Here is a 12,808-nt window from a genome sequence, read left to right on the forward strand (position 1 = left end):
TCCTTTCTCGGATGGGACTGCTGCCCACTACTTCCTGTTGTCTGGATGGTCTTTCACCAGCGTCAGCTTGGGCTGGGGATCGTCGATGCCAGCTAGCCGTCGTATGTGACGAGGCGTCATCTGGAGGTCCTCCGCGACCTGCGTCAGCGGCACACCTGCCTGGTCAAGCAGCTCAAGCGCGGACTTCAGGAGTTCCGGCCGCTCGCCGGGATAGTCGTGAACCGGCATAGGTCGCCGAGCGATCCCATTCAGCGTGATGTACGCGCGACGGGCTGTGGACTCCGAGATAAGATCAAGCTCCCGGGACCGGAAGATCAGCGAGTTGATGGAGACCCCCCACAGCTGGCTAAGTTCCTCGTACCGGTTGAAGTTGATGCGCCGAGGCAACTGGTCACGGATCGCATCGCGAGGAGTGAGGAACTCGGCCGCGAACATGTCTGCCTGCCGCTCAAGTTGGCTATCTGTTCCTTGCCGGCCGTGATGAAGGACGATGTGTCCAAGTTCGTGCGCGGCCGAGAACCGATGCCGCATAACATCGTTGGCCTTGTCTGGGGTCAGCACGATCATGGGACGTGGCAGTGCGGTGGTCGAGAAGGCGTCGATCCGGCTCTTCTCGTCAAGTGCGAGGTCTTCCTTCATGGAGAAGAAGACTGTCAGGATGCCATGCTGTTCAAGCTCGTACACAAGGTGATTGATCGGCACGGTCCCGAGCATCCAGTGTTGACGCATGGCTCGCGCTGCTGTCACGGGGTCGGGCACATCCGATGAGTCGACCTGCGCCCAGGTAGGGAGGTCTAGATCAGGGAACTCCACGCTCTCTTCGAGGTAGCAGCTGAGTTCCCAGGCTTGTTCGACATACGCAGTCGCTTGCTGCTGTTGCGTGACAGTCGTTGAACGGAGTCGACGGAACGACGCTTCAGCGATGTCCACCTGGACGCGTGGACGCCCGAGCGCAAAGAAGCCCGGCGGAACACCGAGCGCCGTGGCTAGGGCAGCGACCGTCTCTGCGCGGGGACGCACCTCTCCACGCTCGTACTGCCCGATCGCGGCGGCCGATACGCCAACCTTGCGATGAAGGTCAGCCTTGGACATCTTGCTGATCCGACGAGCCTGAGCTAGCCGCGCTGGGTCAAACATCCTGGCAACCGCCGCTAGGTCAGCGTCGCCTACGTACTCAGTCGGCATGGGTCAGTTGCCTTCCTGCTCGGACCGCCGCTGGCGCAGCTTCACCGAGATACGCGGACGCTCGCTGCCGTTGAACCCGGCGACAGGCTTCAACATGGTGTGCGGAGCATCGACCGAAGAAGGCGTGCGCTCATAGGTGAGCCGCTCGGGGTCTGCAAACTCCAGGTACCGGCCGTTCAGTCGCGCAGGTGCGAAGTAGACCGTTCCCACACCCTGCGGCGTACTGCTGTAGTAGGGAACGAAGAGCGTAGTGCGAGGCACAGCCAGTTCGACGTGGCTGAGCGCATCCTCAAGCGATGCAGGCTGATCTCCTTCGAGAACGTCACTGATGTCGAAGAGCCCGGGGTCCGAGTACTTGACGTTGCTCGTCTTCGAGAGGAGTTCACGGCGCGAGTCAGGCAAGTAGCTGAGCCGAACACGGCGAACGTTGCGCGGCATCTGCTTGCCCACCCGTTGCGCGAAGATGAGTGTGTTGCCGACGAAGGTCAGCATCCGTCGGGTCGTCGGGACCTTTGCCTCCCGATAGGTAGGTAGGTCGGACAGAAGTGTGCGGAGCTCCTTCTGCACACCACGGGCCATGCCAGCCCCGTACACGTCCTGGTCCCCATCGGGATCGTCATATGCTGCCTGAGCGCGGGCCGAGCGATCCTGGCTGCGCTGGATCGCGGTCGGGATTCGTTCGCGGAGTGCCGCGAGCTCTGCTGGCTGGAACTCGCTGCGCCAGTCGTCGCTGTCGTGTTGCTGAGCCACCGGGGCCTCCTTCGTCGTCACGAAGGACTCTAGCACACAACTTTAGTATCACGCGGCAATCCGTCAGAGTTAGCACCAACAGGATGGCTGCCGAGGTCACTCTTCACTCGGCTCAACACCCTCAGTCTGTCAGATCGGACCCGGCGAGTCGGTCAAGACGCGAATCGTCGGTGTCATCCACGATGAGTCCAGCCTCGACCAACGCCACCCGCACCGCCTTGCGATCCACGCCCATCCGGCGTCCGATCGCCCGCATCGAGACGCCCGCACGGGCGAGGCGCACGGCCTCCGCCTTCTCGTCGATGCCCAGCCCTGGTCGGCGACTCGGGACGTTGCGTCGGCGGAGGTGTGAGAACACTGTGGCGCGGTGGATGCCGTACCTCTCAGCAAGAGCCTTCACACCCATCCCGGCCAGGTAGTCACCGACGAGCGCGTCCACCTCAGCGGCGGTGAGAAAAGTTTGAGCCGTCTCGACAGTCCTCACAACAGGGCCACGATCGTCCCTCGGAGCGGTACTCTCGGGTCGTCGGGAGACCGCGTAGACCCCACGGTTCAGGCGGTTGATCAGGGTTTTCGTCTTGGGGGCGGAGTTGCCAAACGTGCTACTCAGGCACCCCGAACCGAAGCGGTTCTGACAAGGGATTATTCCGAGTCAGAACCGCTTCTTTCGTCAGCCGGTGTAGTCCGGACTACATCCCGCCGCCGCGCAGCGTGAGCCCCGCATGGCCGAGGTCACGCGATGCTCCTCCCGTCCGGGCTGCGCGGAGCCCGTTGAGGATCACCACCACCTCCGCCACCTCGTGTACCAGGACCACGGCCGCGAGCCCCAGAACCCCGAACAGGGCCAGCGGCAGCAGCGTCACGATGATCAGCAGCGACAAGATGATGTTCTGGTTGATGATCCGACGACCGCGGCGGGCATGCTCGAAGGCCCGCGGGAGCAGGCGCAGGTCGTGTCCCGTGAACGCCACGTCGGCCGACTCGATGGCGGCGTCCGAGCCGGTCGCGCCCATCGCGATCCCGATGTCGGCCGCAGCGAGTGCGGGGGCGTCGTTGATGCCGTCGCCAATCATCGCGACCGCCCTGTTCGCGCCCAGTTCCCCGATCGCGACGGCCTTCTCCTCGGGACGCAGCTCAGCACGAACGTCCTCGATGCCCGCCTGCGCCGCGAGAGCACGGGCGGTGCGGGCGTTGTCGCCGGTGAGCATCGTCACGCCGATCCCCTGGGCGGCCAGCGCCCGGACGACATCCGGGACCTCCGGCCGCAGCTCGTCGCGGACGCCGATAGCCGCGACCGGGACGCCGTCGCGGTGCACGATCACCACCGTCATGCCCTGTTTCTCGAGGTGCTCGACCCGCTCGCCGAGCGTCCCGGCGGTCAGCCAGCGGGGGCTGCCTACGGTGACCAGCGCGCCGTCGATCCTGCCCACGATGCCGTGTCCGGCCCGCTCAGCCACCCCCTCGGCGGCGGCGGCTCCGGGAGCGGCCGCGGTGATGGCGGCGGCCAGCGGGTGGGTGCTGTGCTGTTCGAGGGCGGCGGCCCACGCCAGCGCCTGCTGGTCCGTCACGCCGTCGGCGGTGACGACCGCCGCGACGGAGGGCTCGTTCCGGGTGAGCGTCCCGGTCTTGTCGACGGCGACGTGTCGGATGGTGCCGAACCGTTCGAACGCCGCGCCCGACTTGATGATCACGCCGAACTCGCTCGCCGACCCGATCGCCGCCACCACGGTCAGTGGGACGGAGATCGCCATGGCGCACGGCGAGGCGGCGACCAGCACGACGAGCGCGCGGGTGATCCACAGCCCTGGATCGCCGAGCAGCGACCCGACCACGGCCACGAGGACGGCGAGAATCAGCACCCCTGGCACGAGGGGGCGGGCTATGCGGTCGGCGAGGCGTGCCCGGTCGCCCTTCACGGCCTGCGCCCGCTCCACGAGTCCGACGATCGTGGTCAGCGAGTTGTCCGTACCCGCGGCCGTCGCCTCGATCTCCAGCGCGCCGACGGTGTTGATGGCACCGGCGGAGACGGTGACGCCCGGCTCGACGACGACGGGGATCGACTCGCCGGTGATCGCCGAGGTGTCCAGGCTGGAGCGCCCCACCCGCACGACCCCGTCCGTGGCGATCCGCTGGCCGGGGCGGACCAGCATGGTCTGCCCCACCGCCAGGTCCGCGGCCGGGATCTCGACGGCGTCACCGTCACGGCGGATCGTCGCCGTCGCCGGCACGAGCCTGAGAAGTGCGCGGAGCCCACCGCGGGCGCGGTCCATCGCCTTGTCCTCCAGCGCCTCGGCGATCGAGTACAGGAACGCCAGCGCCGCCGCCTCCTCGACGTAGCCGAGGATGACGGCGCCGACCGCGCTGATCGTCATCAGCAGGCCGATGCCGAGCTTGCCCGTGAGCAGCTTCCGGATGGCGCCGGGGGTGAACGTCGACGCGCCCAACAGCAGGCCGATCCAGAACAGCACCAGCGCCGGGATCTCCGCCCCGGTCCACTCCAGGAGCAGGCCCGTGAGGAACGCGACGCCGGAGAGGACCGGGATCATGACCCGCGGTCCCTCCACCAGGGGCGCTCCTCCTCAGGCTCATCCCCGCCGCTGCTTCGTGTTCGCAGCCGCACGCCGTGCTCATTGCGTCGCTCCCCGCTCAGACGACGATGTTGACCAGCTTCGGGGCACGGACGATCACCCTGCGGATCGTCGCGCCGTCGATGGTCCGTTGCACCTTCGCCGACGCCAGGGCGAGACCCTCCAGGTCGGCGTCGGTGGACGCCGCGGGAACCGTGAGGGTGTCGCGCACCTTCCCGTTGACCTGGACGACGCAGGTGACGGACTCCTTGACCAGCAGCGTCGCGTCCGCCACGGGCCAGTCCTCGTACGCGAGCGTGGCGGGGTGCCCCAGCCGACGCCACAGTTCCTCGGCGATGTGCGGCGCCACGGGCGCGGTCATCAGGATGAGGGGCTCGACGGCGCTGCGGGGCACCGTCTGGAGGCCCGTGAGGTGGTTGTTGAACGCGATGAGCCGGGCGATCGCCGTGTTGATGCGCATGGCGCCCATCTCCTCGGTGACCTCTGCGACCGTCTGCGCCAGCAGCCGCTGGGTCTCGGGATCCGCCGCGTCGTCGGTCACGACGACCTCGCCCGTCTCCTCCGAGATGACGTTCCGCCACAGCCGCTGCAGGAACCGCTGGGCACCGACGACGGCGCGGGTCTCCCAGGGACGCGACACGTCCAGCGGGCCCATCGACATCTCGTAGACCCGGAAGGTGTCGGCGCCGTAGGCGTCGTACATGTCGTCGGGGGTCACCATGTTCTTCAGCGACTTGCCCATCTTTCCGTACTCACGCACGACGGGCTCGCCCTGCCAGGTGTAGCCGGAATCCTCGTCGCCGACGACCTCGGAGGCCTGCACGTACATCCCGCGGGCGTCCTTGAAGGCGTAGGCCTGGATGTAGCCCTGGTTGAACAGCTTGCGAAACGGCTCGGCGGAGCTCACGTGCCCGAGGTCGAACAGCACCTTGTGCCAGAACCGCGAATACAGCAGGTGCAGGACGGCGTGCTCGACGCCGCCCACGTACAGGTCGACGCCGCCGGTGCGGCCGCGCGAACCGCCGGGGCCCATCCAGTAGCGCTCCAGCTCCGGATCGACGGCGGTCTCCGCGTTGTCCGGGTCGAGGTAGCGCAGGTAGTACCAGCAGCTGCCGGCCCAGTTGGGCATGGTGTTGGTGTCGCGGCGGTAGGTCCGCGGCCCGTCGCCCAGATCCAACTCGACCTCGACCCAGTCCGAGGCCCGCGACAGGGGGGACTCGGGCTCCGACGTCGCATCGTCCTGCGCGAACGTGCGCGGCGAGAAGTCCGCCACCTCCGGCAGCCCCACCGGGAGCATCTCGTCGGGCAGCGCGATGACGCGGCCGTCCTCGGCGTAGACCACGGGGAACGGCTCACCCCAGTAGCGCTGGCGGGAGAACAGCCAGTCGCGCAGGCGGTAGGTGGTGGTGGCGCGCCCGGCTCCTGTGGAGGCGAGCCAGTCGGTGATGGCCCGCTTCGCCTCGGCGGTGGGCAGCCCGTTCAGGGAGATCTCGTCGTTGGCCGAGCCGACGGCGACCCCGTCCCCGGCCCAGAAGGACTCCGAGACGCCGTCGGGTGGGGAGACCACCTCGACGATCGGCAGCTCGAAGGCGGTGGCGAAGGCATGGTCGCGGGCGTCGTGCGCGGGGACGGCCATGATCGCCCCGGTGCCGTAGCCCGTCACCACGTAGTCGGCGACGAAGATGGGCAGCGACTGCCCGTTCACGGGGTTGACGGCGTAAGCACCGGTGAACACGCCGCTCTTCGCGCCAGCCTCGGCCTGCCGCTCCTCAGCGGTCTTGGCGGCGGCCTGCGCCTGGTACGCGCGGACGGCGTCGGCGGGGGTGGCGGCCCCACCGGTCCACACAGCCGGGACGCCGTCGGGCCACTCCTGCGCACCCGCGAGGAGCGCGTCGACGGCGGGATGCTCGGGCGCGATCACCATGTAGGTTGCGCCGAACAGGGTGTCGGGCCGGGTGGTGAACACCGCGAGGACCTCGTCGCCGCCGGCCACCGCGAAGTCAACCAGCGCACCCTCGGAGCGGCCGATCCAGTGACGCTGCATGGACTTGACCTTGTCGGGCCAGTCCAGGTCGGCGAGGTCGTCAAGCAGCCGGTCCGCGTAGGCGGTGATGCGCATCACCCACTGCCGGAGGTTGGACTTGAACACGGGGAAGTTGCCACGCTCGGAGCGGCCGTCGGCGGTCACCTCCTCGTTCGCCAGCACCGTGCCGAGGCCGGGGCACCAGTTGACGGGCACCTGGTCGACGAAGGCGAGCCGGTACCCGGCGAGCACCTGCTCGCGCTCCGCAGCGGTCAGGTCGCCCCACGCACGGCCGTCGGGAGTCTCGCGCTGACCGTCGGCGAAGCTCGCGATCAGCTCGGCGATCGGGCGTGCGGCGCCGTGTGAGCCGTCCGGCGCCGTCGCCTCAGGGTCGAACCAGGAGTTGAAGATCTGCAGGAAGATCCACTGCGTCCAGCGGACGTAGTCCGGGTCGGTGGTCGCGAAGGAGCGGCGTGGGTCGTGCGCTAGGCCGAGGCGCCGCAGCTGGCGGCGCATCGTGTCAATGTTCTGCTCCGTGGTGACCGCCGGATGCTGTCCGGTCTGGACGGCGAACTGCTCGGCCGGCAGCCCGAAGGCGTCGTAGCCGAGGGTGTGCAGGACGTTCATCCCACGCATCCGCTTGAAGCGACCCATCACGTCCGTGGCGATGTAGCCCAGCGGGTGTCCCACGTGAAGGCCCTTGCCCGACGGGTACGGGAACATGTCCATCACGAAGTAGGTCTCCGCCGGGGCGGGGCCGCCGCCCGCGAGGTCGCCCACGGGGTTTGGCGTGCGGAAGGTGCCGTCCGCGTCCCACCGGTCCTGCCAGTCGCGTTCGATCGTCCCGGCCAGCTCGGTGGTGTACCGGTGCGGAGTGGTGGTGCTCATCGTGGTTCCTCCTGGTTTCACCGGGCACACTAGCCGCTGCGGGCGGAACCTGGACGGTAGGGTCGCGCTCGTGGGAGGCATGCATTTCGATGGGATGGCCGCCGACGGCACCCCTGCACCACCCGGGGTCGGCGCGACGCCGTCGGCGGAGGTCGACGTGACCGTCAGCCTGGTGCACGATCTGCTCGCCCAGCAGCACCCCGACCTCGCGGACAGCCCGCCGACGGTGGTGGCCAACGGCTGGGACAACGTCATCGTCCGGGTGGGCGACGATCTCGTCGCGCGCTTCCCCCGGCGTCGGCTAGCGGCGGGGCTGGTCGCGGGCGAGCAGCGCTGGCTGCCCGGCCTCGCCGCCGGGCTGCCGATCCCGATCGCCACGCCCGTCCGGACCGGCCGCCCCGGCCTCGGCTATCCGTGGGCCTGGAGCATCTGCCGCTGGTTCGACGGCGAGGTTGCCGCCGACGTGCGACTTGCCGATCCGGGTCACGAGGCCGAGCGGCTCGGCAGGTTCGTGCACGCGCTGCACCGGCCGGCCCCGGCGGAGGCGCCGGCGAACCCGTTTCGCGGGCAGCCGGTGGCCGAGTTGGTGCCGCGGATCCGGGCCAACCTCGCACGCCTGTTCCCGTCGCCGACCCCTTCAACAAGCTCAGGGACCTACTCAGCGATCCTCGCGCTGATCGACCAACTCGCCACCACGCCCGAGTGGACCGGCCCACCGCTGTGGCTGCACGGCGACCTGCACACCGCCAACCTCGTCGTCGCCGACGGCGCCATAGCCGCGGTGATCGACTTCGGCGACCTCACCTCCGGAGATCCCGCCGTCGACCTCGCCGTCGCCTGGATGCTCTTCGACGGCGACGACCGGGCCCGCTTCCGCGGTGCTGCCGGCGGCGGCACCGCGGTCGACGACGACACCTGGGCGCGCGCCCGGCTCTGGGAGCTCCACTTCGCTCTGCTCTACCTGCTCCACTCCGCCGACAACGAGCGATTCGCCCGCATGGGACACAGGCTGCTCGACGCCGTCCTCTCCGGAGGGTGACCCTCAGCGACGCTTCAGCGCGAGCAGCCGCGCCGCACGGTAGGCGACGCCGATCGCCAGCACCACCACGCCACCGACGATCGACGGCAACGGCAACGTCGCCACCAGGATCACGCACCCGACTGCGCCCACGACCTGCAGCACCCGCGGATAGCGCCGGTGCTCAGGTGTCTGCGTGAAGGCGGCGACGTTGGCGACGAGGTAGTACAGCAGCACGCCGAAGGATGAGAACCCGATGGCGTCGCGCAGATCGGCGACCAGGATGAGCCCACACACGACGACCGCGAGCGCCACCTCCGCCCGGTGGGGCACCTGGAACCGCGGATGCACAGCGGCCAGCGGGCGGGGCAGGTCGTCGTTGCGCGCCATCGCGAGGCTCGTCCGGCCCACACCGGCGATCAGGGCGAGCAGGGATCCCAGCGCGGCCAACGCCGCCCCGACGCGGACCACGGGCGCGGCCCACGCCCAGCCGCCCGCCGTCGCGACGTCGGCGAGGGGAGCCGGCGCCCCGGCCAGGCGCTCCGGTCCCAGCACCGCCAACGCCACGACGGCGACCGTCGAGTAGACCACGAGGGCGAGTCCCAGCGAGATGCCGATGGCGCGGGGAATGGTGCGCTGCGGGTCGCGCACCTCCTCCCCCAACGTCGCGATGCGGGCGTAGCCGGCGAAGGCGAAGAACAGCAGCCCGGCCGACTGCAGCACCCGTACCAGCCGCCCGTCGCGCCGCCAGCACCCAGGTTTGCGGGGTCGCCGACGCCAGAGGCCACCCCGGCGACCACGACGAGTCCCAGGACGGACAACACCGCCACCACGATGATCCTGGCCGCAGCCGCCGTGCGGGTCACGCCGACATAGTTGACGCCCGCCAAGGCGAGGACCGCGGCCATCGCGGTCGGCTTCTCCCAGCCAGGCGGTGCCACGTAGACGGCGAGTGTGAGCGCCATCGCAGCACAGCTGGCGGTCTTCCCGACCACGAACGACCAGCCGGCGAGGTAGCCGGGCCAGGCACCGAGACGCTCCCGGCCGTAGACGTAGGTTCCGCCCGAGGTCGGATACTGGGCGGCGAGCTGGGCCGACGAGGTGGCGTTGCCCCAGGCGACGACGGCGGCGATGGCCAGCCCGACGAGGAGTCCCGAGCCTGCCGCGGCTGCCGCGGGTGTGAACGCCGCGAACACCCCGGCGCCGATCATTGATCCGAGGCCGATCGCGATGGCGTCGCGTTGGCCGAGCCGGCGCGCCAGTGGGGTCGGATCCGACACGTTGCCCCCGCCGGTCGCCCACTCATCGCGGGACTCGGCGAGTCCGGTGGCGACCTAGGCAAGGAGCCTACGAGGCGTGCCAACAGGGACGGGCCCGTCCCATAACCTGGGCAGGCAGTGGGCACCGTCGCGAGCCGCACCGCGGCACAGTCACGCCGTCACGCGTCGGTGGCCTCGCCGGGGTAGGTAATCGTCAGGCCGGAGACGACGGCGAACGAGGTCAGGTGCTCAAGCCTCGGTGGGCCCGGGCCGATGATGTCCAAGACCTCGAGGCCGCGCACCAGGAGCGCATCCCCCACGAGCGAACGGTGGCAGCGCCACGGCACCGCCTCCGCGCACATGATGGCTGTGGGTGCCTTTTCCGCCAGCGCGACAAGTTCGTCGACTCCGGCCGCGAAACCATCTGTCTGCATGTAGTCGGCATAGCTGCGGAACGAGGCGTTGCGCCAGCCCGCGTTGAGCGAGTCCTGACGTGAGGACCGCAGACCGCCCAGCTTCGCCAGGTAGCTGTAGCGGATCGACGCTTCTGCGAGGGAGCCGGGCAGCTGGTCCTGGCCGAACTGGGGATTGTGACGCGAGCGTGGGATGGTGCGGATGTCTACCAGCTGCCGCACCCCCTGGGCATGGAGCAGCTCGACGAACTCGCCGATCGTTCTGGTCGAATGCCCGATGGTGAACACGGTGGTCACGGTCGTCATCCCCCGGGCTACCAAACTACGCCGCACACGGGATCACTGGACACGGCTGGCAACCATGCCGGTGTCCAGTGCTCCTCCACGGCCTGCGCTGGCTGGACTGCATGTGGTGAGTCTATGCAATGCCGGTTCCACCTGACCCCACTTCGTCTACCCGGCTGCCTGCCGGGAAGCTGAGTTGGAGACCCCGTAGCTGATAGCCCTCGATCAGTTGAACCCATGTGAGGGTCGGCGCCTGGGCCACCTCGGGTCGCAGCGACAGCAGCCTGCTCAGGAGTGCATCGGTCTCCCACAACGCCAGCGGCTGGCCGGGGCAACGGTGGGCACCGTCGCCGAAGGTCAGCGCAGCGGCGTTGACCCCGGACTCCATCGGGCGTCCCGGGCGCAGTTGCAGCGGCTGCGGCCCCACCGACTCCTCGTCGGCGTTCGTCTGGCGGATGCAGAGGTCGACGAGGCTGCCCTCGGGGATCGTCCAGCGCTGCCCATCCTCGGCCACCTCTATCGGTTCGCCCGCGCGCCGGTAGAGATGACCGACGACCGGCTCCAGCCGTGCGATCTCGTTCAGGATGGCGAAGCGTTCCTTCTGACCGGCCACGAGGTAGCGCTCCGCGAGCGGCGCGTTCTGCAGCAGGTGCCACGTGCACATGACGATGAACTCGCGCGTCGTCACCATCCCGGCGGTGCCGTAGGTGACGCATTCCACGAGGATGTCGGTGTCCGTGTAGCCCTGATCGAGCAGGTGACTGATCACATCCTCGCGACGGCGCCGTCGACGTTCCCGGATCGCGGGGCGCACATCGGCCAGGTAGAACCGCCCGATGGGAATCAGGGCATCCCACGCGGCCCTCGCCCACATCACCCGGGTCCGGCCGAAGTCAGGGCGGGTCACATCGACGGGAGGCTGGTTGAGGAAGCTGACGAGGCGGCGTGCCATCCGCGGCACCGATGAGTGAGTCAGCCCGACCACCTGCGCCGTCACTTCGACACTGAAGAGGAGCGCCAGCTCTTCCAGCCGGCAGGTGCCCTGGCGCACCGCGTCCGCGAGGAGCCGATCCGCGCAGTCGGCCATCTGGTCGGCGTACCGGTCTCCCACCACCGCAGGTGCGAAGAACCGCGCGACTTTGGCACGCTGCTCGTCGTGCAGCGGCCCGTCAGAGACAAGGATGGGATGGTGCCTCAGGAATCCCCTGGGGATCGCCTCGGCCGTGAATCCTGCCTGCGTCGTCGCGTGCCGGGCCCGCAGAACCTGGCGGGCCACCGATAGTGAACGGATCCGCCACACCGCCTCCCCCGGCTCCACCCGTGGGGTATCGGGCTCGCCTGCGCGCACTGCGCGGCGCTGCGTCGATTCCCCGGTCACGGCTCCCCCAGCCTCTTCGCGACTTCCCGCGCAGCAGGCGCGACCTTGTGCCCCAGGCGTAGGCACCACGGCGGCGCGAGATCCTGGAACCGGCCCCCGACGGCGAGCGGGACCTGCGGGTGGTCGGCGCGGAGCTGTTCCGCGAGCACCGTCATCCGCCGGAGGTCGGCGCGTCGGGGAACCGCAGCGACATTCAGCACGGCCCCGCTCGCCGCGACCGCCTCGGACCATGCCCCGGTAGGAACGTCGGCGCCGAGGTAGAGCGTGGCCACGCCGGCCCGGCGAAGGGCGACCGCGAAGGCCAACAGACCTAGCTCGTGGTCGACGCCCGAAGGTGCCCCGACGATCACCGGCGGCAGTGCGGGGTTCGCACCGACGGCGTCGAACGCCGTTGCGAGGCGTCGCATGACGATGTTGGCGACGAGATGCTCACCGGCTTCGGAGATCTGCCCGTCGGCCCAGGCGGATCCGATGCGCACCATGGCTGGCAGCAGCCAGTCGTCGGCCATCGACTCGAAGCTGCGGGAATCGAACTGGGCCGTGACGATGCGGGAAGCCGCCGACGCATCCAGTCGACCAGCGGCCTCAATGAGCTGCTGCGTCGCGTCCGGAGCGGCGGGAGGGGTCGACGGGCCCGGGGCACTGACCACGCCTGCCGCGTCACTGGGAGACATGCCGCCCGCCACCAGATCACGCATCGTCCGGATCCTCACGAGTGTGTCATCACCGTAGGTGCGATAGCCGCCCGGGGTGCGCATCGGCTTGAAGGCACCGTAGCGCCGCTCCCACGCGCGCAGCGTGTGCGTGGGAACACCCGTGATCCGGGCCGCCTGTCCGATCGTCAACATCGGCAGAAGTCTAGGGCCCGGACGCCACCCAGACCAGGAGACACGTGATTTCTGTCTAAGGTTTTTTGCTATGTTGTTCAAGGTTGCACCGTGGTGCAGTACCGTGACGTTCACAGTTCGACGAATTCTCAGGAGGAAGCCTTGTCAACGACATCCCTCTGGCGGCCAGCCGT

10 protein-coding genes and 1 pseudogene are annotated in these 12,808 nt (G+C 69.1%); 1 reads left to right on the plus strand and 10 read right to left on the minus strand.

Going from position 1 to position 12,808, the window contains the following annotated elements:
- Window positions 1-27: 27 nt before the first annotated feature.
- The 5 genes from H9L22_RS08220 to leuS all read right to left on the minus strand — a co-directional run bounded on the left by H9L22_RS08220 (window position 28) and on the right by leuS (window position 7,434).
- Complete coding sequence (locus tag H9L22_RS08220) at window positions 28-1,185, minus strand: helix-turn-helix domain-containing protein (RefSeq protein WP_077351351.1); 1,158 nt, start codon at window positions 1,183-1,185, stop codon at window positions 28-30.
- Between the two features lie 3 nt (window positions 1,186-1,188).
- A complete protein-coding gene (locus H9L22_RS08225; protein WP_187722315.1) occupies window positions 1,189-1,956 on the minus strand; it encodes a hypothetical protein in 768 nt (255 codons plus the stop codon).
- Between the two features lie 100 nt (window positions 1,957-2,056).
- Window positions 2,057-2,419 (minus strand): hypothetical protein, encoded by a 363-nt coding sequence (locus tag H9L22_RS08230; RefSeq protein WP_226966219.1) that lies wholly within the window; start codon window positions 2,417-2,419, stop codon window positions 2,057-2,059.
- Window positions 2,420-2,624: 205 nt separating this feature from the next.
- Window positions 2,625-4,499 carry a heavy metal translocating P-type ATPase gene (locus H9L22_RS08235; RefSeq protein WP_226966220.1) on the minus strand — a complete coding sequence of 625 codons (1,875 nt, stop codon included), beginning with the start codon at window positions 4,497-4,499 and terminating at the stop codon, window positions 2,625-2,627.
- Between the two features lie 82 nt (window positions 4,500-4,581).
- A complete protein-coding gene (gene leuS / locus H9L22_RS08240; RefSeq protein ID WP_187722316.1) occupies window positions 4,582-7,434 on the minus strand; it encodes a leucine--tRNA ligase in 2,853 nt (950 codons plus the stop codon).
- Window positions 7,435-7,513: 79 nt separating this feature from the next.
- Here leuS and H9L22_RS08245 point away from each other — a divergent pair, with 79 nt between their 5' ends.
- Window positions 7,514-8,473, plus strand: coding sequence for an aminoglycoside phosphotransferase family protein (locus tag H9L22_RS08245; protein WP_226966294.1), 960 nt, complete (start codon window positions 7,514-7,516; stop codon window positions 8,471-8,473).
- A 3-nt stretch (window positions 8,474-8,476) separates the two neighbouring features.
- Here H9L22_RS08245 and H9L22_RS19700 read toward each other — a convergent pair whose 3' ends face one another.
- The 5 genes and pseudogenes from H9L22_RS19700 to H9L22_RS08265 form a co-directional block, all read right to left on the minus strand.
- The gene (locus H9L22_RS19700; protein WP_264292585.1) at window positions 8,477-9,175 is read right to left on the minus strand and encodes an APC family permease; all 699 of its coding nucleotides are present in this window, start codon (window positions 9,173-9,175) and stop codon (window positions 8,477-8,479) included.
- A gap of 86 nt (window positions 9,176-9,261) precedes the next feature.
- Window positions 9,262-9,663, minus strand: a pseudogene (locus H9L22_RS19705) (amino acid permease); the annotation flags it as partial.
- A gap of 227 nt (window positions 9,664-9,890) precedes the next feature.
- Window positions 9,891-10,421, minus strand: coding sequence for a DUF488 domain-containing protein (locus H9L22_RS08255; RefSeq protein WP_226966221.1), 531 nt, complete (start codon window positions 10,419-10,421; stop codon window positions 9,891-9,893).
- Between the two features lie 121 nt (window positions 10,422-10,542).
- Window positions 10,543-11,787 carry a cytochrome P450 gene (locus H9L22_RS08260; RefSeq protein WP_187722792.1) on the minus strand — a complete coding sequence of 415 codons (1,245 nt, stop codon included), beginning with the start codon at window positions 11,785-11,787 and terminating at the stop codon, window positions 10,543-10,545.
- Window positions 11,784-12,635: a MerR family transcriptional regulator gene (locus H9L22_RS08265; RefSeq protein ID WP_187722318.1), complete on the minus strand. Its 852-nt coding sequence runs from the start codon at window positions 12,633-12,635 to the stop codon at window positions 11,784-11,786. Before H9L22_RS08265 ends, H9L22_RS08260 begins: the two co-directional genes overlap by 4 nt.
- Window positions 12,636-12,808 lie beyond the last annotated feature (173 nt).

It is taken from the genome of Tessaracoccus defluvii (assembly GCF_014489575.1).
GTDB classification, from domain to species: Bacteria; Actinomycetota; Actinomycetes; order Propionibacteriales; family Propionibacteriaceae; genus Arachnia; species Arachnia defluvii.